This is a genomic window from Staphylococcus sp. FSL W8-0304, from assembly GCF_038006565.1.
GTDB classification, from domain to species: Bacteria; Bacillota; Bacilli; order Staphylococcales; family Staphylococcaceae; genus Staphylococcus; species Staphylococcus epidermidis.
This window is the reverse complement of record NZ_JBBOVL010000001.1, coordinates 2,229,305-2,254,704: the sequence shown is the minus strand read 5'-3', so window position 1 is coordinate 2,254,704 and position 25,400 is coordinate 2,229,305. Positions and strand designations below refer to the sequence as shown.

General features: G+C 33.3%; 23 protein-coding genes. 15 read left to right on the top strand and 8 right to left on the bottom strand.

Annotated elements, in window-relative coordinates:
* Nucleotides 1-85: 85 nt before the first annotated feature.
* Nucleotides 86-1,576, top strand: coding sequence for an APC family permease (locus NST35_RS10710; protein WP_002445768.1), 1,491 nt, complete (start codon nt 86-88; stop codon nt 1,574-1,576).
* A 160-nt stretch (nt 1,577-1,736) separates the two neighbouring features.
* Here NST35_RS10710 and NST35_RS10705 read toward each other — a convergent pair whose 3' ends face one another.
* The 3 genes from NST35_RS10705 to hemQ form a co-directional block, all read right to left on the bottom strand.
* The gene (locus NST35_RS10705; protein WP_002456857.1) at nt 1,737-2,189 is read right to left on the bottom strand and encodes a threonine/serine exporter family protein; all 453 of its coding nucleotides are present in this window, start codon (nt 2,187-2,189) and stop codon (nt 1,737-1,739) included.
* Between the two features lie 12 nt (nt 2,190-2,201).
* On the bottom strand, nt 2,202-2,966 hold the full coding sequence (locus tag NST35_RS10700; protein WP_002456858.1) for a threonine/serine exporter family protein: 765 nt from the start codon (nt 2,964-2,966) through the stop codon (nt 2,202-2,204).
* Nucleotides 2,967-3,468: 502 nt separating this feature from the next.
* Entirely contained in the window at nt 3,469-4,218 is a 750-nt protein-coding gene (gene hemQ / locus NST35_RS10695) for a hydrogen peroxide-dependent heme synthase (RefSeq protein ID WP_002458373.1), read from the bottom strand.
* Between the two features lie 170 nt (nt 4,219-4,388).
* On the opposite strand from hemQ, the gene pta reads away from it, so the two are divergent.
* The 6 genes from pta to NST35_RS10665 all read left to right on the top strand — a co-directional run bounded on the left by pta (nt 4,389) and on the right by NST35_RS10665 (nt 10,459).
* Complete coding sequence (gene pta, locus NST35_RS10690) at nt 4,389-5,378, top strand: phosphate acetyltransferase (RefSeq protein ID WP_002445772.1); 990 nt, start codon at nt 4,389-4,391, stop codon at nt 5,376-5,378.
* Entirely contained in the window at nt 5,378-6,217 is an 840-nt protein-coding gene (locus tag NST35_RS10685; protein WP_002445773.1) for a lipoate--protein ligase family protein, read from the top strand. Before pta ends, NST35_RS10685 begins: the two co-directional genes overlap by 1 nt.
* 692 nt (nt 6,218-6,909) lie before the next feature.
* Nucleotides 6,910-7,830 (top strand): mevalonate kinase, encoded by a 921-nt coding sequence (gene mvk / locus NST35_RS10680; protein WP_002445774.1) that lies wholly within the window; start codon nt 6,910-6,912, stop codon nt 7,828-7,830.
* A 4-nt stretch (nt 7,831-7,834) separates the two neighbouring features.
* The gene (gene mvaD / locus NST35_RS10675) at nt 7,835-8,818 is read left to right on the top strand and encodes a diphosphomevalonate decarboxylase (RefSeq protein WP_002469363.1); all 984 of its coding nucleotides are present in this window, start codon (nt 7,835-7,837) and stop codon (nt 8,816-8,818) included.
* A 12-nt stretch (nt 8,819-8,830) separates the two neighbouring features.
* Entirely contained in the window at nt 8,831-9,907 is a 1,077-nt protein-coding gene (locus NST35_RS10670; protein ID WP_001832075.1) for a phosphomevalonate kinase, read from the top strand.
* Between the two features lie 210 nt (nt 9,908-10,117).
* The gene (locus tag NST35_RS10665; RefSeq protein ID WP_002438738.1) at nt 10,118-10,459 is read left to right on the top strand and encodes a DUF1450 domain-containing protein; all 342 of its coding nucleotides are present in this window, start codon (nt 10,118-10,120) and stop codon (nt 10,457-10,459) included.
* Nucleotides 10,460-10,847: 388 nt separating this feature from the next.
* Here NST35_RS10665 and merA read toward each other — a convergent pair whose 3' ends face one another.
* Nucleotides 10,848-12,179 (bottom strand): hypothiocyanous acid reductase MerA, encoded by a 1,332-nt coding sequence (gene merA, locus NST35_RS10660; protein ID WP_002456011.1) that lies wholly within the window; start codon nt 12,177-12,179, stop codon nt 10,848-10,850.
* 4 nt (nt 12,180-12,183) lie between these two features.
* Nucleotides 12,184-12,606, bottom strand: a complete 423-nt coding sequence (gene hypR / locus NST35_RS10655; protein ID WP_001832072.1) for a redox-sensitive transcriptional regulator HypR — start codon at nt 12,604-12,606, stop codon at nt 12,184-12,186.
* Between the two features lie 156 nt (nt 12,607-12,762).
* On the opposite strand from hypR, the gene NST35_RS10650 reads away from it, so the two are divergent.
* The 8 genes from NST35_RS10650 to NST35_RS10615 all read left to right on the top strand — a co-directional run bounded on the left by NST35_RS10650 (nt 12,763) and on the right by NST35_RS10615 (nt 22,492).
* Nucleotides 12,763-13,701 (top strand): aldo/keto reductase, encoded by a 939-nt coding sequence (locus NST35_RS10650; protein ID WP_001832085.1) that lies wholly within the window; start codon nt 12,763-12,765, stop codon nt 13,699-13,701.
* A 460-nt stretch (nt 13,702-14,161) separates the two neighbouring features.
* Nucleotides 14,162-16,843, top strand: coding sequence for an MMPL family transporter (locus NST35_RS10645; protein WP_001832045.1), 2,682 nt, complete (start codon nt 14,162-14,164; stop codon nt 16,841-16,843).
* Nucleotides 16,844-16,866: 23 nt separating this feature from the next.
* The gene (locus NST35_RS10640) at nt 16,867-17,811 is read left to right on the top strand and encodes a glycine betaine ABC transporter substrate-binding protein (protein ID WP_001832065.1); all 945 of its coding nucleotides are present in this window, start codon (nt 16,867-16,869) and stop codon (nt 17,809-17,811) included.
* Between the two features lie 349 nt (nt 17,812-18,160).
* Nucleotides 18,161-18,730: a TetR/AcrR family transcriptional regulator gene (locus NST35_RS10635; protein ID WP_001832161.1), complete on the top strand. Its 570-nt coding sequence runs from the start codon at nt 18,161-18,163 to the stop codon at nt 18,728-18,730.
* A gap of 210 nt (nt 18,731-18,940) precedes the next feature.
* A protein-coding gene (locus NST35_RS10630; RefSeq protein ID WP_325959010.1) for an IS6 family transposase occupies nt 18,941-19,614 on the top strand; the annotation gives its coding sequence in 2 pieces (ribosomal slippage) (nt 18,941-19,106 and nt 19,106-19,614; 675 coding nt in all).
* A gap of 448 nt (nt 19,615-20,062) precedes the next feature.
* A complete protein-coding gene (locus NST35_RS10625) occupies nt 20,063-20,539 on the top strand; it encodes a GNAT family N-acetyltransferase (protein ID WP_001832180.1) in 477 nt (158 codons plus the stop codon).
* 91 nt (nt 20,540-20,630) lie between these two features.
* The gene (locus NST35_RS10620) at nt 20,631-21,929 is read left to right on the top strand and encodes an HD domain-containing protein (RefSeq protein WP_001832138.1); all 1,299 of its coding nucleotides are present in this window, start codon (nt 20,631-20,633) and stop codon (nt 21,927-21,929) included.
* A gap of 56 nt (nt 21,930-21,985) precedes the next feature.
* Complete coding sequence (locus NST35_RS10615) at nt 21,986-22,492, top strand: YwhD family protein (RefSeq protein WP_002486210.1); 507 nt, start codon at nt 21,986-21,988, stop codon at nt 22,490-22,492.
* An 86-nt stretch (nt 22,493-22,578) separates the two neighbouring features.
* Here the strand turns inward: NST35_RS10615 and larC are convergent, their stop codons facing one another.
* Genes larC through larE form a run of 3 tightly spaced genes read right to left on the bottom strand, consistent with a single transcriptional unit; the run spans nt 22,579 to nt 25,381 of the window.
* Entirely contained in the window at nt 22,579-23,766 is a 1,188-nt protein-coding gene (gene larC, locus NST35_RS10610; RefSeq protein WP_001832070.1) for a nickel pincer cofactor biosynthesis protein LarC, read from the bottom strand.
* Entirely contained in the window at nt 23,763-24,539 is a 777-nt protein-coding gene (gene larB, locus NST35_RS10605) for a nickel pincer cofactor biosynthesis protein LarB (protein ID WP_001832104.1), read from the bottom strand. The genes larC and larB overlap by 4 nt, the downstream gene beginning before the upstream one ends.
* A gap of 14 nt (nt 24,540-24,553) precedes the next feature.
* Nucleotides 24,554-25,381, bottom strand: coding sequence for an ATP-dependent sacrificial sulfur transferase LarE (gene larE / locus NST35_RS10600; protein WP_001832048.1), 828 nt, complete (start codon nt 25,379-25,381; stop codon nt 24,554-24,556).
* Between the last annotated feature and the right edge of the window lie 19 nt (nt 25,382-25,400).

Below are 25,400 nucleotides of genomic sequence, written 5' to 3'. Positions count from 1 at the left end.
GTTCTTTACAATTTAATGGTAAAAGTTCATGAGTTAATTCACTCACCTTTTAGGGTATACTATACTCTCGAGGTGAGTTTTATTTATGGAAAATAAAAATAACAATGTAGATAGAGGTAACCTTAAGCAGAATCTTTCCGAGAAATTTGTATGGGCTATTGCATATGGTTCGTGTATCGGATGGGGCGCTTTTATATTACCAGGAGATTGGATTAAACAATCAGGGCCTATTGCTTCTTCAATAGGTATAGTAATCGGTGCGTTATTGATGATTCTTATTGCTGTAAGTTATGGCGCACTCGTTGAAAAATTTCCTGTTTCTGGTGGCGCATTTGCTTTTAGTTTTTTAAGTTTTGGAAGATATGTAAGCTTTTTCTCTTCATGGTTTTTAACATTTGGCTATGTTTGTGTTGTTGCGTTAAATGCGACAGCATTCAGTTTGTTGATTAAATTTTTATTACCAAATGTTTTGAACAACGGAAAGTTATATACAGTAGCTGGTTGGGATGTTTACATAACTGAAATTGTTATCGCAACAGTGCTACTTATAGTGTTTATGTTGATTACTATTAGAGGTGCCAGTGTGTCTGGTTCGTTACAATATTACTTCTGTGTTGCAATGGTCCTTGTAGTTGCACTTATGTTTATAGGTTCTTTCTTTAGCAGTCACTTTAGTTTGAGTCATTTAGAGCCATTAGCAAGTGTAGATAAAGGATGGTTTCAATCAATCATTATGATTGTCTCTATTGCACCATGGGCGTACGTAGGGTTTGATAATATACCGCAAACTGCTGAAGAATTTAACTTTTCTCCTAACAAGACGTTTAAACTTATTGTTTATAGTTTACTAGCTGCGTCACTCACTTATGTAGTGATGTTACTTTACACAGGCTGGCTAGGTACACAAGCAACAAGTTTAAATGGTAACTTATGGCTTACCGGTGCAGTGACTCAAGATGCATTCGGTTTTATTGGCCTTGCAGTATTAGCAGTGGCAATTATTATGGGGATTTTTACTGGATTAAATGGATTTTTAATGAGTTCGAGTCGCTTACTATTTTCAATGGGGCGCTCTGGCATTATGCCAACAGTATTTAGTAAATTACACAGTAAACATAAAACACCATATGTCGCTATTATTTTCTTAGTAGCTGTATCTTTAATTGCTCCTTGGTTAGGTAGAACGGCATTAACATGGATTGTAGATATGTCATCTACAGGTGTTTCAATTGCATATTTTATTACTTGTTTATCTGCTACGAAATTATTTAGTTTTAATAAACAGAGTAATACGTATGCACCAGTTTATAAAATTTTTGGTATTATAGGATCGATTGTATCCTTTGTGTTCTTATGTTTATTGCTTATTCCAGGTTCTCCTGCAGCACTTTCGATACCATCATACATCGCTTTAGGAATTTGGTTGGTAATAGGATTAATCTTTTTTATCATTCGCTTGCCAAAACTTAAGAAAATGAATAATGATGAAATGAGTCGATTGATTTTAAATCATTCTGAAGACGAAGTTTTAGAGATGATTCATGAACCTGGTCAATCTAATTCAACGAATAAATAAATTTAAAAGTTATTTTGTGACAATATTATAAAATCCCAAAATGAAATTTTTTAGAATTTCATTTTGGGATTTTTATTTATCATATATTTTCCAACAACATTTAACCATAAATTTAATTGGTTAGAGTAACGTTAATTTTTAGCGAAAGAGTTTATTGATATTACAATCCTTTTCTGGTACGCGCAAAACCTGAAATAACGATTTTAGAAATTTGATCAGCAAATAATAAACCCAAAGCAATAGCACCTGCTATTAATGTCACTTCAAGCATTGTGTTAATCGCCTTACCAAAGTGTAATAACACTAAGTTTTTAGTGGCATCATAAGCAAGTCCACCTGGAACTAGAGGTATAATACCTGTAACCATAAAAATAATTACAGGCTCTTTTTTTCGACGAGCCATGTAATGACTAAGTAGACCTAACGCTAAACTTCCGAAAAAGCTTGAGTAAATCGTATGGAGCTCAAAGCCGTTAAATAATACAGTATAAACCATCCATCCACAAGCGCCGACAAAGCCACAAGCAAAATACAACTTCCTAGGGGCATCAAATATGACACAGAAAAAGAGTGAAGCAAGAAAGCTAAATATAAAATTAAATATCCAAAACATATGAGTGCACTCCTAGACTAAAATTAATATTGAACTTACACCAGCGCCTATACCAAAGGCAGTAACTAAAGCTTCTAAAGATTTTGTTGTAAACATTAACATATGTCCTCCGAATAAATCTTGAATAGCATTTGTAATAAGTACTCCAGGTACAATAGGCATGACCGCGGCAATGATAATTGTAGCTAAATCTCCGCTAGGAACAAATGCATGTCCAATTACAGAAATAATACCTATTACCAAAGAACCTATAAATTCTGGAATAAATTGTGCGTGTAGCTTTCGATCTAATATTTCTACTACTAAGTATCCAATCGTTCCAGCTAATACAGCTGTGATGATATCAACCAGACGACCTCCCTGTAGATAGAGGAAGCTCGTAGCGATAATTGCTGCGGCAATTCCTTTGAAGGGTAGACTGCTATCTCTTTTAGCAACATATATTTCCTCTAATTGATACTTAGCTTCTTCAAGCGTCATCGTGCCATTTGTAATTTGACGTGAGATTTCATTAGCTTGAGAAATTTTTATTAAGTTCGTATCTCGAGTTTTAATCCTATATAACCGAGGATATGCTTCGTTATGTAAAACAAATTCAATTACAGTATTAGTCACGAAACTATTGCTTTCAGGATAGCCCAATTTTGTAGCAATACGTGCCATGGTATCCTCTACCCGTGTACCTTCTGCTCCAGATTCTAGTAATATACGAGCAGTAATCATAACAACATCTTTTATCAATGCTTCATGAGATGTTTCAATTGTATCCTTATTCATTTCATCACCAAATTTTTTTAAAATTAAGAATAAATCATTATTATAATTATAGTAAAGGTTTTAGGAAAACGCCACAACCCTTGAGGTTTACATGACGTGCAACTTGTCATTTAAAGTCATTTTCATAGAGTTAAGCAGATAAAATAATGATTATATAGATGAATTTTATAATAAATATTAAAAAAACCTTATAGTTGTACATTTACCTTTATATAATGTTTCAAATATTTCAAAAAGGTTAAAATAATATTAGTTAACGATGACAGTGAATATATTGAGTAGCGACGGTATATTCTATGAGGTTAACTATATACGTAGTAGTGATTTAAAGTTCTCCCAAGGATACTACAACATAAGAGCCTAGTACATCTTAATTGTACAGGCTCTTAAAATTTTTATAGTCATTAAATTTAAGATAAGGTATTATCTTTTCTACATATTAAAAACCCTACACACCAGTAAATTATGATTCTGGTGTGTAGGGTTAATTTTTCACTTTAACTTATATACTAAAAAATTGTTTGAAGTCTTCGATGTTTAAAATATGCCCAATATAGAAACTACCAAATTCGCCATAACGAGCAGTCGTTTCATCAAAACGCATTTCATAGACAATTTTTTTGAATTGAAGTACATCATTTGAAAATAATGTAACACCCCATTCGTAGTCATCAAAACCTACTGAACCTGTGATAAACTGTTTGATTTTACCAGCATATTTACGACCTATCATCCCATGGTTATACATTAAAGTTTTACGGTCTTCGATAGGTAACATGTACCAGTTATAAGTTTCATTGCGTCGTTTATCCATTGGATAGAAACATATATATTCAGAATGTGGTAATTCAGGGTATAATCGTGCCTTAACATGGGGATTTTCATAAGGATCTTCATCAGATTTGCCTGCTAAATAATTACTTAATTCTATCACTGACACATAGGAATAAGTTGGAATGAGATAGTCTGCGATACGTAATTTATTAAACTCATTTTCAATTTGATTTAACTCTTTCATCTCTGGACGTAAAAACCATAGTAAAAGGTCCGCTTTTTGACCTGTAATGTTATAAATTGCATGATCACCTTGATGTGATTCTCTAGCAACTGCTTTATCTTTAACAAATGTTTCTAGTTCAGTAATCATTGCTTCACGATCATCTTCAGCAATTAAACGAAAAGTTGTCCAGTCTACTGCATAAAATAAATGTAAGCTATACCAACCATCTAAAGTTTCTGCTGCTTCACTCATTATCAATCTCTCCTTTTTCAAAATTCTTATTGGATTCATTTCAAATTCTATCACAAACATTCATTTAACTACTAAAAAAATGTTTACAAAAGCGAAATGGAATTCTGATAAAAAATAACGTATAATTTACTATGTAAACGTTATTATAAGAGAGAATTAAGGAGGATATTATGGCTGATTTATTATCTGTATTACAAGACAAATTATCCGGAAAAAATGTAAAAATAGTATTACCTGAAGGTGAAGATGAACGAGTGCTCATTGCTGCGACTCAGCTACAAAAAACTGACTATGTTTCACCTATCGTTTTAGGAAACGAAGATAATATTAAATCTCTTGCGTCTAAACACGCTTTAGATTTAACGCAAATTGAAATCATAGATCCAGCGACGAGTGAACTTAAAGATGAGCTTGTAGATGCTTTTGTTGAAAGACGTAAAGGTAAGGCAACTAAAGAACAAGCAGTTGAATTATTAGATAATGTAAATTATTTCGGAACAATGCTTGTGTATACTGGAAAGGCTGAAGGTTTAGTGAGTGGTGCTGCACATTCTACTGGAGATACAGTAAGACCAGCATTACAAATTATCAAAACTAAACCTGGTGTATCTAGAACATCTGGTATTTTCTTTATGATTAAAGGTGATGAACAATATATTTTTGGGGATTGTGCTATTAATCCAGAATTAGATGCTCAAGGACTTGCTGAAATTGCAGTAGAGAGTGCTAAATCAGCACAAAGCTTTGGAATGAACCCTAAAGTAGCTATGTTAAGCTTTTCTACAAAAGGTTCTGCTAAATCGGATGATGTTACTAAAGTGCAAGAAGCATTGAAGTTAGCTCAAGAAAAAGCTGAAGCGGATCAATTAGAGCATGTAGTTATTGATGGGGAATTCCAATTTGACGCTGCTATTGTTCCTAGCGTAGCAGAGAAGAAAGCACCTGGTGCAAAAATTCAAGGTGATGCGAATGTATTTGTTTTCCCTAGTCTAGAAGCAGGTAATATTGGTTATAAGATTGCTCAACGTTTAGGTGGATACGATGCAGTAGGACCAGTCCTACAAGGATTAAACTCTCCAGTCAATGATTTATCTCGTGGTTGCTCAACTGAAGACGTTTATAACTTATCTATTATTACAGCTGCTCAAGCCTTACAATAATGGACTTAGCAACTAAATATTTTAATCAAATCAACTGGCGTTATGTCGATCATTCAAGTGGTTTAGAGCCCATGCAATCTTTTGCGTTTGATGACACTTTTTCCGAAAGCGTTGGTAAAGACTTATCTTGTAATGTAGTACGAACGTGGATACATCAACACACCGTGATTTTGGGCATTCATGATTCGCGTTTACCATTTTTAAGTGATGGTATTCGTTTTCTTACAGATGAACAGGGATATAATGCGATTGTTAGGAATTCTGGTGGCTTGGGTGTCGTATTAGATCAAGGAATATTAAATATATCTTTGATTTTTAAAGGACAAACCGAAACGACTATTGATGAAGCCTTTACAGTGATGTATTTATTGATTAGTAAAATGTTTGAGGATGAAGATGTTAGTATCGATACTAAAGAAATTGAGCAATCGTATTGCCCAGGAAAATTTGATTTAAGTATTAATGATAAGAAATTTGCCGGGATTTCTCAGCGACGAGTACGTGGTGGTATCGCAGTGCAAATATACTTATGTATTGAAGGTTCTGGCTCAGAACGGGCATTAATGATGCAACAGTTTTATCAACGTGCACTTAAAGGGCAGACTACTAAGTTTCACTATCCAGACATAGATCCCTCATGTATGGCATCTTTAGAAACTCTTTTAAATAGAGAAATTAAAGTGCAAGATGTTATGTTTTTATTATTATATGCACTAAAAGATTTAGGGGCAAACTTAAATATGGATCCTATTACAGAAGACGAGTGGACACGTTACGAGGGGTACTATGATAAGATGCTAGAACGCAATGCGAAAATAAATGAAAAATTAGATTTTTAGCAAGGTGACACCATAGATAAGTCATAAAAAGATAAGCCTGGGACAAAATAATTGTCTCAGGTTTTTTTACGTATTAGCAGTGATAGTTGATGTGAATAGAAAATATTTTTATATAAATTTTCAATCAATGGGGTTCTAACCAAGAGAATTTTACATAGAAAACCAATAAAAAAGACAAGTGTTATTCGAGGTTAAAAGAGGACAACAAATTCAATCCTACTACTATTTTGTTTAATAAAAATACCTTTCAAACAAAAGTTAAGATGACTTTGTTAGAAAATGATATATATTCTATCACAAATTTGTAGTATTATAGTTGAGGTGGAAAATTTTAAAAACTTTAGTAAAAAATTTAACGATGTTTACAAAATTGTCATTTAAGGTAAATATATTTCATGATTTTGATAACTCTTTAAAAGAGTTTTATAATATTAAAATGTTGTGAAAACTTAAACAAAAAGTTATTATACTCTTTTGTTGTTATTTTACTTTTAAATAGTTATAATAAACGCTTGATTATTGGCAATATAATAAATGTATTCGATAAAATTGACATTTAAGTGACATCAATCAAGATGAATATGTAAAGAAATTAAATTAATATCACGTTAAACAGCAAGTCAATCATTTTAACATCGTCAGTACATCTTATGAAGTGATATTTTAAAGAAGGTATATAAAGGTGAGAAAATATGACTAGACAAGGATACGGAGAATCTACTGGAAAGATTATTCTAATGGGTGAACACGCAGTTACATTTGGTCAACCGGCAATCGCAATTCCATTTAATGCTGGGAAAATTAAAGTCCTCATTGAAAGTTTAGATGAAGGAAATTATTCTTCTATCACAAGTGACGTATATGACGGAATGTTGTACGATGCTCCCGAACATCTAAAGTCTATCATTAATCGCTTTGTTGAAAAAAGTGGAGTGAAAGAACCACTATCAGTAAAAATTCAAACTAACTTGCCTCCATCAAGAGGTTTAGGTTCAAGTGCTGCAGTAGCAGTAGCGTTTGTACGTGCCAGTTATGATTTTATGGATCAACCTTTAGATGACAAAACATTGATTAAAGAAGCAAATTGGGCGGAGCAAATCGCACATGGTAAGCCAAGTGGTATCGATACGCAAACGATTGTGTCAAATAAACCTGTATGGTTTAAACAAGGGAAGGCCGAAACATTAAAATCACTAAAATTGAATGGTTATATGGTTGTCATTGATACCGGAGTAAAGGGTTCTACCAAACAAGCAGTGGAAGATGTTCACGTATTGTGTGAATCTGATGAATATATGAAATATGTAGAGCACATTGGTACACTTGTTCACAGAGCTAGTGAATCGATTGAACAGCATGATTTCCATCATTTGGCTGACATATTTAACGCATGTCAAGAAGACTTGAGACATTTAACAGTAAGTCACGATAAAATAGAAAAATTACTTCAAATTGGGAAAGAACATGGTGCCATTGCTGGTAAACTAACTGGTGGAGGAAGAGGTGGCAGCATGCTTCTTCTTGCGGAAAATTTACAAACTGCAAAAACTATTGTTGCTGCAGTTGAAAAGGCTGGCGCAGCACATACATGGATTGAACATTTAGGAGGTTAAATCATTGGTGAAAAGTGGCAAAGCACGAGCACATACAAATATTGCGTTGATTAAGTATTGGGGGAAAGCTGATGAAACTTACATTATTCCTATGAATAATAGTTTATCAATTACCTTAGATCGATTTTATACTGAAACAAAAGTGACTTTTGACCCTGATTTTACTGAAGATCGCCTTATTTTAAATGGAAATGAAGTGAATGCCAAAGAGAAAGAAAAGATTCAAAACTATATGAATATAGTGAGAGATTTGGCTGGAAATCGTTTGCATGCGCGAATTGAAAGTGAGAATCATGTGCCAACAGCAGCTGGACTTGCTTCTTCAGCGAGTGCTTACGCTGCTTTAGCTGCCGCTTGTAATGAAGCTTTGTCATTGAACTTATCAGATACAGACTTATCACGTTTAGCTCGACGTGGTTCAGGTTCTGCTTCTAGAAGTATTTTTGGTGGATTTGCTGAATGGGAAAAAGGGCATGATGATTTGACCTCATATGCACATGGAATTAATTCCAATGGTTGGGAAAAAGATTTATCAATGATATTTGTAGTGATTAATAATCAGTCAAAAAAAGTATCTAGTAGGTCAGGTATGTCACTAACAAGAGATACTTCTAGATTCTATCAATATTGGTTGGATCACGTTGATGAAGATTTAAATGAAGCTAAAGAGGCAGTTAAAAACCAAGATTTTCAACGCTTAGGCGAAGTCATTGAAGCAAATGGTTTACGTATGCATGCCACTAACTTAGGTGCTCAACCTCCTTTTACGTATTTAGTGCAAGAAAGCTACGATGCTATGGCGATTGTGGAACAGTGTCGAAAAGCCAATTTACCTTGTTACTTTACAATGGATGCGGGTCCCAATGTAAAAGTTTTAGTAGAAAAGAAAAATAAACAAGCTGTGATGGAACAATTTTTAAAAGTATTTGACGAATCGAAGATTATAGCAAGTGATATCATCAGCTCTGGCGTTGAAATTATTAAGTAAGGAAGAGATAGAATGATTCAGGTAAAAGCCCCCGGAAAACTTTATATTGCAGGCGAGTATGCAGTAACCGAACCAGGATATAAATCTATTCTTATTGCAGTAAATCGCTTTGTAACGGCGACAATTGAGGCGTCAAATAAAGTTGAAGGTAGTATTCATTCCAAAACATTACATTATGAACCAGTTAAATTTGACCGTAATGAAGATAGAATTGAAATCTCAGATGTTCAAGCTGCTAAGCAACTGAAATATGTTGTGACAGCTATAGAAGTGTTTGAACAGTATGTGCGCAGTTGCAATATGAATTTAAAGCACTTTCATTTAACCATTGATAGTAACTTAGCAGATAACTCTGGTCAGAAGTACGGATTAGGTTCAAGCGCCGCTGTTTTAGTATCTGTTGTTAAAGCTTTGAATGAATTCTATGGTTTGGAATTATCAAACCTTTATATTTATAAATTAGCTGTAATTGCAAATATGAAATTACAAAGTTTAAGTTCATGTGGTGATATTGCGGTTAGTGTCTACAGTGGTTGGCTTGCATATAGTACGTTCGACCATGACTGGGTGAAACAGCAAATGGAAGAAACATCGGTGAATGATGTTTTGGAAAAAAATTGGCCAGGCTTACATATCGAACCTTTACAAGCTCCCGAAAATATGGAAGTCCTTATTGGATGGACTGGGTCCCCAGCTTCTTCTCCACACTTAGTGAGTGAAGTCAAACGTTTAAAATCAGATCCAAGTTTTTATGGTGATTTTTTAGATCAATCTCATGCTTGTGTAGAAAGTTTAATCCAAGCTTTTAAAACTAATAATATCAAAGGTGTTCAAAAGATGATACGTATAAACAGACGTATTATTCAATCTATGGATAACGAAGCATCAGTTGAAATTGAAACAGATAAGCTAAAAAAATTATGTGATGTCGGTGAAAAGCACGGTGGCGCTTCTAAAACTTCAGGTGCTGGTGGTGGCGATTGCGGCATTACTATTATCAATAAGGTAATTGATAAAAATATTATTTATAACGAATGGCAAATGAATGATATCAAACCATTGAAATTTAAAATTTACCATGGACAATAAGTAAAGTAACTCGTGATATAAGTCATTTAGGGTTCGAGGCTCAACCGGGGGTGGGACTGTGTATTCAGTTCCACTTTCTTATTTTATTAGTATATGGTATGTATGAATTTTAAAGTGAAAAGTATCTTGAATTTTATAGTAAAAAGAGTAAAATAAATAGAGTTATATTAACGATGATGGAAGAGTTTATATAGAAAGGTGGGTAGCAAGATGAAAAATAAATTTTTAATCTGTGATGAGTGTCAGGCTGTGAATTTAAAATCTTTGAAGCGAAAATTAGAAAAATTAGATCCGGAAGCTGAAATTGAAATAGGCTGTCAATCTTATTGTGGACCAGGTCGGCGTAAAACATTTGCATTTGTTAATAATCGACCACTTGCTGCATTAACCGAAGAAGAACTTATGGAAAAGGTTACAAAACAATTAAAAAAACCACGTGATCCAGAAGAAGAAGAGCGACTAAGAAAACGTAACGAAGAACGAAAACGTCGTAAAGAAGAACAAGATCGCAAACTTAAGGAAAAGTTAAAGAAGCACAAAGCAGAGAAATAAATAAATCAAAACCACCTGAGACATGAATGATTGTCGCGGGTGGTTTTGATGTTAGTAGTACATAATTAAGTTGCAAATTCGAATATATGAAGCCATTTAATTTTCATTACTTTGTAATATGATAGAAGAAAGCATTAAATATGAATACTGTCATATTCTTATTAAAGACTGATGAGTTCTAAAAAATGAATTTATCGGTCTTTAATTTTAAATAGTCATGATAGATAATTCCTACATTTGTAGTATCTAATCATCAGAAATCAAAGTATAGAGTGGAGCGCAGGAGAAGGATTCACCTGCATAAGAACCACTAATGATCAGAGATCAAAGTATAGAGTGGAACGCAGGAGAAGGATTCACCTGCATAAGAACCACTAATGATCAGAGATCAAAGTGGTTCTAAAAACAAGTCATTAAAGGATTCGGTCATTGTCGGATGTGTGTATATATTATCTCTTAATACTGTGTAAGGAATATGTTGATCTATAGCAAGTTTGATTAAGCTAATCAGTTCTTCTGATTCTTTGCCATATAATGACGCTCCTAAAATTTCTTTTGTATCTTTATTAATTACTGCTTTAAATAAACCTCTGGAATCATTATTGATTTTGTGACGGGGTATGTTACTGACAAAGACTTTATTTTCTAGAATATCGTATCCTTGTAATTTCGCCTCACTTGCAATTAGTCCTACTCTAGATAGAGGAGGATCAATAAAGACCGTATAAGGTATTGCACCACGATTTTCAGTTGTTCTAGAACCATCACCAAATAGATGTGATTTAATGATTCTATAATCATCGAGTGAAATATACGTAAATTGCAATCCACCTTTAACATCACCTGCAGCGTATATGTGTTTCACTGTACTTTGCAAATGTGTATTTACAATTACTTCACCTTGTTTTCCGATTTTTACATCTGTATTTTCAAGACCTAAGTGATTTGTATTTGGCTTACGACCTGTGGCTAAGAGCACAGTATCAGCTGATATTTCTCCATGATTTGTGTGTATGATAGTTTGATCTTTATTGTTTGAAAATGCAATAGTACTAGTATTAGTGTTTATAGTCACACCTTTATCTTGTAAATCTTTGACAATAAGATTTGCAATGTCTTGATCTTCATTTGTCATGATAGCATCACCACGCTCAAGAATTGTTACATGTGTTCCAAAATTTGCAAACATTGAAGCGAATTCGAGAGCGATATAACCACCACCAATAATAACAAGTTCTTGAGGTTGATAGTCAATATTTAGTAATCCAGTAGAATCATATATATTTTGAGCTGTATCTATCCCTTTGATATCTGGGATATTTGCACGTGAACCAGTGTTGATTACTATCTTATCTGCTGTAATTGTTTCTTGAATTGTTCCATTATTATCTTGTAGTTCTATTACCTCGTTAGAAATAAAATTAGCTTTATAATTTAGAACATCTATATTGTCCTTTGAATTTAAGCCTTGATAGTTCTTGTTATTCAATGCCTGTACGACTTCTTTTTTTCTAGTAATAGCCTCTTTGAATGAACTACCTTCAATACCATCATGAATTAATGTTTTAGTCGGTATACATCCGATATTAATGCATGTACCGCCATACATCTTTGTTGATTGTTCTACCACTGCAACCTTTTGTCCGTGACTAGCAGCATGTGCCGCTAATGTTTTACCTGCTTTTCCAAAACCAATAATAATCAAATCATAATTTTTCATGGTTTTACCCCTCCTGTAAAATATCTGCCAAAACATCTGTAATATTTTTATCTTTGTAAAAATCTAATATTATTTGATGTTCTTGAGAATAATAATGTGACATTGTATGAGCAATTTTCTTAGAAATTTGACAATGACTGTCAGAAGCGCCAGTAAATCGTCTTTGGCTATTATTTTTATCTAAAACAAAGTGTTGATATAACTTGGCTAAATCTACTTGAGCAGTATGTTGATTGGCTTGGTAGCCTCCTGCTTTACCACGCTGAACTTTGATATAGTTGTGTTCAGTTAAATATGCTAGAACGCGTCTAAGTTGTACAGGGTTCAGACATGTTAATTTAGCTAATTCTTTACTATTGAATTGTTCTTGATCGTGTTGAGCAAGAAAACATAGTACATGTACTGCAATATTGAATTCTAAATTCATTTTTACCCACCTTAATGTAACTTCATTAGTTACATTAAAGCGTATAATGATTTTAAGGTCAAGATACTTGCTTCTAATAGATAATTAACATGAATGAATAAGTTATGATTTGGGTATAATATATTTAAGTATTTTAAATAAAGGAGATGACTTTTAATGGTAAAACAAGTACGATTAGGTAAATCTGATGTCAATGTTTTTCCTATCGCATTAGGTACAAATGCAGTAGGTGGTCATAATTTATATCCTAATTTGGATGAAGAGCAAGGGAAAGAAGTTGTACGTCAAGCTATTGATAATGGTATAACATTATTAGATACAGCATATATCTACGGGCCTGAACGTTCTGAAGAATTAGTTGGACAAGTTGTAAAAGAATATCCACGCGAGAAAGTGCAAATTGCAACAAAAGGTTCGCATGTTATTAAAGAAAATGAAGAAGTTGTTCAAAATAACGATCCAGAATATTTAAAACAGCAAGTTGAAAATAGTTTGGAACGTCTTCAAGTGGATTATATTGATTTGTATTATATTCATTTTCCTGATGACGATACACCAAAAGATAAAGCGGTGGCGGCTCTTAAAGAGCTTAAAGATGAAGGTAAAATTAAAGCAATAGGTGTATCTAATTTCTCTTTAGAACAATTAAAAGAAGCGAATAAAGATGGATATGTTGATGTTGTTCAATTAGAATACAATTTATTACATCGTGAAAATGAAGAAGTAATGGCATATGCTGCAGAAAATAATATTACATTTGTTCCTTACTTCCCACTTGCTTCAGGTATACTAGCTGGCAAGTACGATGAAAATCAAACATTTGAGGATCATCGTGCAGAACGTCCTGATTTTCAACCAGACGTATTCAAAGATAATGTGCGTCGTGTAAAAGCATTAACTGATATTGCAGAGGCACATGATACAACGATTGCCAATGTCGTATTAGCATTTTATCTTACACGTCCATCACTAGATGTTGTCATCCCTGGTGCAAAACGTGCAGAGCAAGTTGTTGAAAATATTGATGCTGCAAATATTGAATTATCGCAAGGTGAAATAGACAAAATTGATAGTTTATTCCCAATTAAAAAATAACTTAAGAGATAGATTAAGAACCTGAGACATCATTTGTTGTCTCAGGTATTTTTTACGCAATAATAAATAGGGTTCTGTTGCAAAGTTAAAAATCATGTAATATTTATACTGAAAAACGAAAAATAATTAATACTAATAAAGCTCTTTACTGTTAAAACAATATTTGCTTTTATAGTTTTGTATAGATGTGCATATAATTTTAACTTTGCAACAGAACCTGTTTTCTTATATATCTCCTTAATACACGCTATTTTCACCAACAATTTTTCCAAAGTGTTGCATTTTCCAACGACGTAAAACTTTTAATGGTACCGAACGTGGGTATAACTTGTTACATTATCAAATGTAACATTTTAAATATGCTTAATTTGAGGTATCGATTTAATGTAATTGCTCACAAAACATCAGCACACTACCCATACTTTAAGCGATATAAATTAATGAAATAGGGGGAAATGTCTTGGCAAAGCTATTATACAAACTAGGAAAATTTATAGCTAAGAACAAATGGCTAAGTGTTATAGGATGGCTTGTTATACTAGGTGTTATTATCACGCCATTAATGATAAACTCACCGAAGTTTGACAGTGACATCACTATGAACGGCCTTAAGTCATTAGACACAAACGATAAAATCAGTAAAGAATTTCATCAGGACAGTGAGAAAGCCTCGATGAAAATAGTCTTCCATTCTAATAAGAATGATGGACTCAATAATAAAGATACGAAGAAAGATATTGAAGATGCTTTAGACAATATCAGACAAAATGATGATTATATCCAAAATATCTCTAATCCATATGACAGTGGACAAGTTAATGATGAAGGCGATACTGCTATCGCTAACGTAAGTTATGTAGTTCCACAAACTGGATTAAAAGATTCTTCTAAACATATCATCGACAAAGAATTAAAAGATGTAACTGACAACCATAATGTGCAAATTGAAAAAACTCAAGGTGGCGCTATGAATTCCGAACCTGGTGGTACATCAGAAATTGTCGGTATCATCGTAGCATTCGTAATCTTACTTATTACCTTTGGTTCACTTATCGCAGCTGGTATGCCAATTATTAGTGCAATCATCGGTTTAGGTTCAAGTGTTGGTATCATCGCATTATTAACATATATCTTTGATATTCCAAACTTCACTCTTACACTAGCTGTAATGATAGGTTTAGCTGTTGGTATTGACTACTCACTCTTTATTCTATTTAGATTTAAAGAACTTAAGAAAAAAGGTGTCGATACTGTAGAAGCTATTGCAACAGCAGTGGGTACAGCAGGCAGTGCTGTAATATTCGCTGGTCTTACAGTTATGATTGCTGTTTGTGGTTTATCACTTGTAGGAATCGACTTCTTAGCGGTTATGGGATTCGCTTCAGCGATTAGTGTGTTATTTGCAGTATTAGCAGCATTAACACTATTACCTGCCCTAATCAGTATCTTCCATAAAAGTATTAAAATTAAAGATAAACCAACTAAAAGTAAAGACCCTAAAGATCATTCTTGGGCAAAATTTATTGTTGGTAAGCCAGTTATCGCTGTTATTGTAAGTTTAATTATTTTAATTTTAGCTGCTATACCAGTCAGTGGCATGCGTTTAGGTATTCCAGATGATAGTTTAAAACCAACTGACTCATCAGAATACAAAGCCTATAAATTAATCTCAGATAATTTTGGCGAAGGTTATAACGGACAAATTGTCATGTTAGTAAATACAAAAGATGGTGGAAGTAAAAGCACTATCGAACGTGATTTAAATAATATGCGTAGTGATTTAGAAGACATTGATAATGTTGATACAGTTTCAAAAGCACAACTAACTGACAACAACAATTACGCATTATTCACAATCATTCCTGAAAAAGGACCGAACTCACAGTCAACAGAAAATCTAGTATATGATTTACGTGATTATCATAGCCAAGCGCAAGAAAAATATGACTATGGCACTGAAATTTCAGGACAAAGTGTTATTAACATCGATATGTCAGAAAAACTAAACAACGCTATTCCAGTATTTGCAGGCGTTATTGTTGTATTAGCATTCTTCTTATTAATGATTGTGTTCCGTTCGATCTTAGTTCCATTAAAAGCAGTACTAGGCTTTATCCTTTCATTAATGGCTACATTAGGTTTCACAACATTAGTCATTCAACATGGCTTTATGGGTAGCTTATTTGGTATTGAAAACACAGGACCATTACTTGCATTCCTTCCAGTAATCACAATTGGATTGTTATTCGGACTTGCCATCGACTACGAGCTCTTCTTAATGACACGTGTACATGAAGAATACAGTAAGACTGGCGATAATGATCATTCAATCCGTGTAGGTATCAAAGAAAGTGGACCTGTTATCGTAGCTGCTGCACTTATTATGTTCAGTGTATTCATCGCATTCGTCTTCCAAGATGACAGTGCAATTAAGTCAATGGGTATCGCATTAGGTTTCGGTGTGTTATTCGACGCATTCGTCGTACGTATGACATTAATTCCAGCATTGACGAAACTCTTTGGTAAAGCTTCATGGTACCTTCCTAAATGGTTAGGTGCAGTATTGCCAAACGTTGACGTTGAAGGTAAAGCTTTAGAAGAAGATAATCATCACGACACATCTTCTGAAAAAGGTCATGTCAACGATAAAAATAGTGAATACTCTAGACAAGACAAAGATAACTATGTTTATCAAAATGACAAACGTAACTACAATCGCAATTATAATGACGAAGATTATAACCGTTCTGTGCATTTAAATAATCATCATGACCAGCATCATCGCCAACATCAATATGATAATCAACGTGATGATATCGACTATGAATCACTTTATACTCAAGATGGCGACCATACTCATCATGATGAACGTAATTATAATGATCGACACTATCAAGACAATTACGATAGAAATGATGATTATCGTCACAACAATCATGATCATCAAAATGATAACCATGATTATCATGATTCAAATTTTGATAAAACAACAAACTTATACAAAGAATTAACTGATAGCAATATTGATCAAGATGTATTATTCAAAGCATTAATGTTATACGCTCGTGAAAACAACAAAGGTGTTTACGATAGATATAACCGATCATCTCAACATCGTCATGATGACGAACTTAGAGACTAATATTAAAAAGGGGGAAACACGTTATGTTAAAACGACGTAGTTCGAAATTCTTAGGACTACTAGCCACACTAGCCTTAGCCATAGTGCTAAGTGCTTGTGGTAATAGTGGTAACGGTAGTGGTTCATCAGACGATAGTCAAACATCACTTGGTAATAAAGAAATCGAAATATCTTATATCGCGAGTGATAATTCAACACCACGTTCACTAGTTATAGCAGAAGTATTGAAAAAAGCAGGTTATGATGTAACAACTACACCAGTAACAGCAAGTGGCCCGTTATATGCTGCTGTATCAGAGAACTCTGATTCATTCCATGCATCAGGTATATTCCCTACTACTGATAAAAGTTACTACGATAAGTTCAAAAGTAAATTAACAATTTATGATGATAAACATTTAATTGATAACGCAAAAGTAGGTTTAGCCGTACCTAAGTACGTGCAAGATGTCGACTCAATTAGTGACTTAAAAAACAGTGACTTCGGAAAATCTGTAGATTGGGCAATTCAAGGCACAGACGCACGTAATGGCGTTATGCAAGAAACTAAAGATGAACTTGATAGTGACAACTTGGATAAATATAGCTTGAAAGAAAGTTCTGACCAAGACCAATTCAAGAAAATTCAATCTGCTTTTAAACAACAAGAACCTATCGTCTTCACAGCAATGGAACCTAGCTGGTTCTCTAAAGAATTAGACGTTAAAATGTTGAAAGATCCAGACAACATTTATGGTAATAATAATCAACATATTGACTTAGTATTTAACAAAGACTTTAAAGAAGCACATCCAGCTGCATACACAGTTGCAACACGTATGGCAGATGATTGGAGTAAATCTGACGAAGACAAATTAGCTAAAAAAATCTTTGTTGATAACAAAAATCCAGAACAAGTAGCTAAAGACTATGTGGATGATAATGATAATAAAGTAGATGAATGGTTAGAAGGTATTGAGACTATCTAATTACAAAGTAAAGAAAGACAAATAAAGAATATGCTCGTTTGGTGTAGCATATTTAAAACTCATAATGCAAATTTACAGTAGCAAACCGAGTTGAGAAGGCGCTTAAGACAAACTCTTCTCAATCGTAGCTATTATTGCGAGGGAGTGAAACTAAACTCAGTTTCGCTCCTACTTTTTTATATCGCTCTTATAGTATTAAACGTTTCAAATAACTTATTTACTCTTTTTTTATAAACAAATTTAAACGTAGTATCAGTTGTTATGTTTGGAAAAATCAACTTTATTGTGATAAATTACTCTTATTACGTCAGGCTATCTGACTAGATTAAATAAATAGGAGAATCAGATAATGCCGTCAGCAAATCAAAAGCGTATGATTAAACATATTCATGAAACAGTGTTTATACTTTTACATGATTATCATTTTGATGAAATCACGGTTCAAAAAATATGTGATATTGCAGAAATCAACCGCAGTACGTTCTATAGATACTTCCAAGATAAATATGAATTACTCTACACTTTACCTGACTTTATTACACAACAAATTATAGCTAAAAGTGACACATCAGCAGACATTACAACCCCTGAATCATTTGAAGACTTTATCTATTACATTGGTAATAATAAAAAGATTTTTAAGCATCTATTAGTTTCGTCTCGACAGGCAGATGTATTTAGAAGTTTAACGAATGTGAGTCGCGAAATGATGTTAAATAACCCAACTCGTAAGCGTGCCCCCTTAGCGCAAAAGATTAGAGAAAGTAAACATCCTGAAATTGTAGCTGATTTTTACAGTAGTGGCGTAATAGAAGTACTAAGACGTTGGGTAGAAAATGACTATAACTATACAGTTGAAGAAGTGTTTGTAACATTAAATAATGTGCTTGAAACGTCATTATATTGTTATGATAAATAAAAGCAATCTCACATAAATTAAGAGTGAGATTGCTTTTTTGTCATTTGCGTTTTTTAACGTCTACTGTCTTGTAAACCATAAAAATACTATTAGCTATGATTAATAATGCTAGAATGACCATTGGCCAAATACCTATATTAATCATATTAAATATGGCTCTGTTGCAAAGTTGAATTTATATTATAATTTTAATAAAAAGGAGTCTTTTGTATGAACTATTTCAGATATAAACAATTTAACAAGGATGTTATCACTGTAGCCGTTGGCTACTATCTAAGATATGCATTGAGTTATCGTGATATATCTGAAATATTAAGGGAACGTGGTGTAAACGTTCATCATTCAACGGTCTACCGTTGGGTTCAAGAATATGCCCGATTTTATATCAAATTGGGAAGAAAAAGCATAAAAAATCTTATTACAAATGGCGTATTGATGAGACGTACATCAAAATAAAAGGAAAATGGAACTATTTATATCGTGCCATTGATGCAGAGGGACATACATTAGATATTTGGTTGCGTAAGCAACGAGATAATCATTCAGCATATGTATTTATCAAACGTCTCATTAAACAATTTGGTAAATCTCAAAAGGTAATTACAGATCAGGCACCTTCAACGAAGGTCGCAATGGCTAAAGTCATTAAAGCTTTTAAACTTAAACCTGACTGTCATTGTACATCGAAATATCTGAATAATCTCATTGAGCAAGATCACCGTCATATTAAAGTAAGAAAGACAAGATATCAAAGTATCAATACGGCAAAGAATACTTTAAAAGGTATTGAATGTATTTACGCTCTATATAAAAAGAACCGCAGGTCTCTTCAGATCTACGGATTTTCCCCATGCCACGAAATTAGCATCATGCTAGCAAGTTAAGCGAACATTGACATGATATATTAGTGGTTAGCTATATTTTTTACTTTGCAACAGAACCAAATTATTTATAAGTAGGAAGATAGACGACATTGATAACATTATTTTTGGTAGAAATCGTCCAAAAGCTAACGTAGTGCAATTCATAAAGTAAGCATTTAATCATGTAAAAGAATGGAATGGGGAAATAACCAAATCATGATTTTAAGAAGGTTAGTATGAAATTATAGTATTGAGTGATTATTTAATGATTGCTTTAAAATTTTAAATAATTAGAAATATGTGTATAAAAAATATTGTGTCAAATAATCATATTTAAAAAGTTGTAGTTATTAATAGTTCTAAAATAAATTTTGTGAAGCTTTTTGAATGTCTAGATTGAATTAAGGTATCATACATGTGGTATAATGCCTATATTAATAGTCAAGTAAATAGTTAGGGGAGAAGTCACATGTATAGTGTCAGACAAGCAACTGAAAAAGATGCTGTAGCGATAAGAGATGTTGCGACAAAAGCTTGGTATAACACATATTTAAATATTTATGCTGCTTCAACAGTTAATGAACTGTTGGCCGCTTCATATAATGAAACGCATTTAAAAAAGAGATTAAATGAGCAATTATTTTTAGTGGCAGAAGAAGATAGTGAGATTGTTGGTTTTGCAAATTTCATTTATGGTGAAGAGCTTTATTTATCTGCACACTATGTTAGACCTGAATCTCAGCATAAAGGTTATGGAACTCGTTTGCTAGAAGCGGGGTTAAAAAGGTTTAAAGACCAGTATGAAACAGTTTATCTAGAAGTTGATAACAATAATAGCAATGGCATCGAATATTATCAGAATCATGGATTCGAGATTATTCGCTCATATCAACCTGAAATGTATGGTGAAATCATGGATTTAGCTTTAATGAAGAAATCATTTTAACAATCACATAAATAATTAAGATTGTTTCGTCTAGAGATATGAGAAATAAAAAATAAATATTTTTTGGAATATATAGGATAGGAGGGAAAGTATGACGCTATCATCATATGCAACGAGTAAATTAACAGAAGAAAAGGTATTTAAAGATCCAATTCATCGATTTATCCACGTACAGGATCAATTGATTTGGGATTTAATTAAAACAAAAGAATTCCAACGTTTGAGACGTATTAAACAACTAGGTACTTTATATTTATCTTTTCATACAGCCGAACACAGTCGTTTTGGACACTCTTTGGGTGTTTATGAAATTGTGCGTCGAATGATTGATGAGACATTTATAGGACAAGACGCGTGGGATAATACAGATCGGCCACTCGCGTTGTGTGCTGCGTTGTTACATGATTTAGGTCATGGTCCTTTCTCTCATAGTTTTGAAAAAATATTTAATACAGACCATGAAGCATTTACACAAGCTATTATTACAGGAAATACTGAGGTTAATGGTGTACTAAGTCGAGTCTCTGATAACTTTCCTAAACAAGTAGCTGATGTAATTAATAAAACGCACGATAATAAGCTTGTTATTTCTATGATTTCCTCACAAATTGATGCTGATCGAATGGACTATTTACAAAGAGATGCATATTTTACAGGCGTAACGTATGGCTCATTTGATATGGAGCGTATTTTAAGGTTGATGAGACCATCTAAAGAAGAAGTGTTAATTAAAGATAGTGGTATGCATGCTGTCGAAAATTTCATTATGAGTCGTTATCAAATGTATTGGCAAATATATTTTCATCCAGTAAGCCGTGGTGGAGAAGTTTTATTAAACAATTGTTTAAAACGAGCTAAGCAGCTTTATAATGAAGGATATGAATTTAAAATGTATCCAAAAGACTTCATACCATTCTTTGAAGGAACAATGACGATTGAACAATATGTGGAACTTGATGAAGCAGTTGTATTGTATTACTTGAAGAAATGGATTCATGAAAATGATCCAATATTAAGTGATTTATCAAGACGGTTTATCAATAGAGATTTATTTAAATATATTCCTTTCGACGGTTCAATTATTACCATTTCTGAATTGCAAGAATTATTTGAAGCGGGTGGTATTAATCCTGATTATTACTTTGTAAGTGAAGCATTTTCAGATTTACCTTATGATTATGATCGCCCGGGATCAAATCGTAAACCGATTCATTTATTAAAAAGTAATGGTGGAATTACAGAAATAAGTAATCAATCATTGGTAATCAATAGTATTACAGGGATTAATAGAGAAGACCATAAATTATATTATCCTAAAGAAATGATTTTAAAGATTAAAGATTATCAAATTAAAGGTTCTATTATTAACTTGCTTAATGAATTAAACTAACTGTTAAGAATAAGATATATCGTTTTTATTTAATGACTTATTAGGAGGTGTCTCGTTTGTCTGAGAAAAAAGGTTTCAATTTCAATATTATAAAAAATGATCCACTAGATGGTCATAAAGGAACTAATATTGGTTCAATTAGTTTAGATAATATTGCCCCGGTTTTTATAGATATTGAAAATCAGAAGGCATTTGTTGATATTGGTGGTATGCATGCACGTGCTGAAGTTGAAAAGGGTGTCAAGTGGATTACTGACAAATCGCAAGTTGAAGGTGAGGAGGCTAAAGCATACTGGCTATGTTGGGTGACGACCGAACGTAGTGAACAAGGACCATATTATGCGGGTGTGACTGCATGCTATTTATTAGTTAACAAAAGTATTAGACGTGGTTATAAGAGCATGCCAGAACATGTTAATATGATGGATAAGTCCATGAAACATCAATTTATCATTGACCAAATCGGTGATGATAACAAACAAATTTTAAAAGAATTTCTACAGAATCATAACGTTGAAATGTGGAATAATTCTAGTGAAGAACTATATCGAACATTTGAATAGAATAAAAGGATAGATGACAGTTTTATGTAGAATGACTGTCCCTATCCTTTTTTTGATGTGCAAAATTTAAATGAATAAGACTTAATTTATTGAAGTATATCTCCTATACGATATGTTTGATAGAGTTGTTGTAATACCTCGTTATGAATTACTTGAAACGGTTGGTTTGTAGTTTTAGCCATCTTCTTCAAATCTTCATACTCGGGTTTCATTTTCATAATTTTTCCATTTTGTAGACCAAATTTAATGGAAACAGTGCCGTGTTGTGTAGAAAGAATTTTAAACGCGCGATTCAAGATCTTTCTATTAACAGAAGTACTTCTGACGCCTAAAGAACTTGTTTCTTGTAAGATAAGTTGTTCGAAATATATCTTATCATGTAATTTACATATTAACGTTAACTGCGTGCTTGGGCGACTTTTTTTCATAAATATAGGCGTATAGTAAGCATCTAAAGCACCTTGTTCTAACGCATTATTCATAAAATCACCTAATGCTTCAGGGGTCATATCATCTATTTGACACTCTATTACTTGAACGCTATCTTGTTGCTCGAATTCAGAGTCAAATTGAATAACCCTTAATATATTAGGGAAATTAAAATCCTTACTGCCAGCACCATAGCCTATATGTTGTATTGTTGCTGAAGGAAATGGCCCAAACGATGAAACGAGTCCCTTAGCAAATGCAGCACCAGTAGGGGTTGTGAGTTCACTTTGAACATCAAAATGTGCGATTGGGATACCTTTAAGAATTTCAGCAGTAGCAGGTGCAGGGATTGGATAAATGCCATGAGCAATATGGATTTTACCATGACCTGTTGGAATAGCTGAACAGTATAATGTGTTAATCCCTAGTTGTTCTAGAGCAATACACCCACCAATAATATCGATAATAGAGTCCATTGCCCCTACTTCATGAAAGTGAACTTCTTCAAACGACATGCCATGAATTTTAGCTTCTGCTTGGCCAATAATTTCAAAAATTTTCTTACTGCGATATTTAACTCTTTCCGGAAGAGTACTGTCATCTATCATTTTAAATATATCATTAACGTGACGATGATGATTTGATTCTTTAACATCAATGTTTAATGTCATTGCATGAATACCTTGTTTTACTCTTTTTTGAAAATGTAGCTTAAATTGATCTAAAGGTAACTTTTTTAGTTCTGATTCAATGTCTTCAGGGTGTGCGCCTAAATCAACTAAAGCAGAAAGTAGCATATCTCCGGCAATACCTGCGTGGCAATCTAAATACAATGCTTTTGTCATAAAGATACCTCACTCTCTTTATTTTCTAGCATATGGATAATCTGTGCAGCGTTGTAACCGCCACCAAATCCATTATTGATATTTAATACGCTGGTTCCGGGTGCACAACTATTTATCATTGATAATAGGGTGGTAACCCCATTCAAGTTTGCTCCATAACCTATACTCGTTGGTACTGCATATATAGGGTGGTTGACTAATCCTCCAACAACACTTGCTAAAGCGCCTTCCATTCCAGCTATAACGATTGAAACTTTACCTTTGCGTATATCATGAATGTTGGATAATAAGCGATGAATTCCTGAAACCCCGACATCATAAAATCGTTTTACACTTACTCCCATGATTTCAGCGGTTAACGCAGCTTCTTCTGCAATAGGTAAATCAGAAGTTCCAGCACAAAGTACAGAAACATAATATTTAGATTGTGGTATATCATTCAGTGGCGTGCTAATTAACTGTGCAGTTTGATGATATTCCAACTTTGGATAATGTTGTAAAATATATTTTGCTTTCATTTCATCAACACGTGTCACTAGAATAACTTCATTATGAAATATCAAACTAGAGATGATTTTAGTGATTTGTTCTTTTGTTTTTCCTTGCCCAAAGATAACTTCGGGAAACCCTTGACGCTGTGCTCTATGTAAGTCAATTTTAGCAAAGCCCAATTCGTCATAATGACTGAGTTGGGCTTTAGCATCATTAATAGATAGTTGATTTGATTTTACAGCTTTGAGCACCTCTTCTATAGAATTATAACTATGGCTCATAGGTACTCACATCCTTATTTAAAACTTGTAGATTTGGTATCAATGATTTCATTCATACTACCTGTACGATAGCCTTCTAAATCCATTGTTACATAGTCAAATCCTAATTCTTTCAAATGTAATATGATACTGTCTTTCAATTTAAGAAGATTAGTTAATTGATCTTCTGTTACTTCAATGCGTGCTATGTTGTGATGATAGCGTACTCGTACGTGGTTGATACCTAGGCTTAAAATGAATTTTTCTGCTTCGTTGACCTTGTTAACTTTTGTGAAACTTAATTCCTCACCATAAGGTATTCTTGATGCTAGACTACATAAGGCTGGTTTATTCCATACAGGCAAGTCATGTTGATGACTTAATTCTCTAACTTCAGATTTATATAGTTTTGCTTCTTGTAAAACGCTACGCACACCAAAGTCGTCTCTTGCTTTTAATCCGGGACGAAAATCATCTAAGTCATCCATAATCATACCGTCTAGCACATAATTAAATCCTAGTTTATTCTTAATATTCTCAAGTTGACTATACATCAAGCGCTTGCTATAGTACCAACTTTCGGGCGTGTTTTTAACGATATTCGCATCTTGAAGTTCAGACATTTCAGTTTCTAATACTTCAACACCTAGACTTTGTCCAAGTTTAAGCGCTAGTTCAAACTCTTCATTTCTAAATAATTCTGATTTTACTACAACAGGTTTAACATAATTAACACCTAAAACATCAATCGCTTTTTTCAGTAACAAGCTACTATCTACTCCACCTGAGAAGGCAATGACTACACTCTGCATGTCTTTCAATAGTGCGTCTAATTTCATTTCTTTAGTATTTAATTCAGTCATAGTTTCCATCCTCCATTTA

Bases quoted from the DNA above. Each gene is read 5' to 3' on its own strand.
- hemQ (WP_002458373.1), bottom strand. From the start codon at position 4,218: ATGAGTGAAGCAGCAGAAACTTTAGATGGTTGGTATAGCTTACATTTA.
- larE (WP_001832048.1), bottom strand. From the start codon at position 25,381: ATGACTGAATTAAATACTAAAGAAATGAAATTAGACGCACTATTGAAA.
- NST35_RS10705 (WP_002456857.1), bottom strand. From the start codon at position 2,189: ATGTTTTGGATATTTAATTTTATATTTAGCTTTCTTGCTTCACTCTTT.
- NST35_RS10665 (WP_002438738.1), top strand. From the start codon at position 10,118: ATGAAAAATAAATTTTTAATCTGTGATGAGTGTCAGGCTGTGAATTTA.
- hypR (WP_001832072.1), bottom strand. From the start codon at position 12,606: ATGAATTTAGAATTCAATATTGCAGTACATGTACTATGTTTTCTTGCT.
- pta (WP_002445772.1), top strand. From the start codon at position 4,389: ATGGCTGATTTATTATCTGTATTACAAGACAAATTATCCGGAAAAAAT.
- NST35_RS10700 (WP_002456858.1), bottom strand. From the start codon at position 2,966: ATGAATAAGGATACAATTGAAACATCTCATGAAGCATTGATAAAAGAT.
- NST35_RS10670 (WP_001832075.1), top strand. From the start codon at position 8,831: ATGATTCAGGTAAAAGCCCCCGGAAAACTTTATATTGCAGGCGAGTAT.
- larC (WP_001832070.1), bottom strand. From the start codon at position 23,766: ATGACAAAAGCATTGTATTTAGATTGCCACGCAGGTATTGCCGGAGAT.
- NST35_RS10640 (WP_001832065.1), top strand. From the start codon at position 16,867: ATGTTAAAACGACGTAGTTCGAAATTCTTAGGACTACTAGCCACACTA.
- NST35_RS10635 (WP_001832161.1), top strand. From the start codon at position 18,161: ATGCCGTCAGCAAATCAAAAGCGTATGATTAAACATATTCATGAAACA.
- mvk (WP_002445774.1), top strand. From the start codon at position 6,910: ATGACTAGACAAGGATACGGAGAATCTACTGGAAAGATTATTCTAATG.
- NST35_RS10620 (WP_001832138.1), top strand. From the start codon at position 20,631: ATGACGCTATCATCATATGCAACGAGTAAATTAACAGAAGAAAAGGTA.
- NST35_RS10685 (WP_002445773.1), top strand. From the start codon at position 5,378: ATGGACTTAGCAACTAAATATTTTAATCAAATCAACTGGCGTTATGTC.
- NST35_RS10625 (WP_001832180.1), top strand. From the start codon at position 20,063: ATGTATAGTGTCAGACAAGCAACTGAAAAAGATGCTGTAGCGATAAGA.
- NST35_RS10650 (WP_001832085.1), top strand. From the start codon at position 12,763: ATGGTAAAACAAGTACGATTAGGTAAATCTGATGTCAATGTTTTTCCT.
- merA (WP_002456011.1), bottom strand. From the start codon at position 12,179: ATGAAAAATTATGATTTGATTATTATTGGTTTTGGAAAAGCAGGTAAA.
- larB (WP_001832104.1), bottom strand. From the start codon at position 24,539: ATGAGCCATAGTTATAATTCTATAGAAGAGGTGCTCAAAGCTGTAAAA.
- NST35_RS10710 (WP_002445768.1), top strand. From the start codon at position 86: ATGGAAAATAAAAATAACAATGTAGATAGAGGTAACCTTAAGCAGAAT.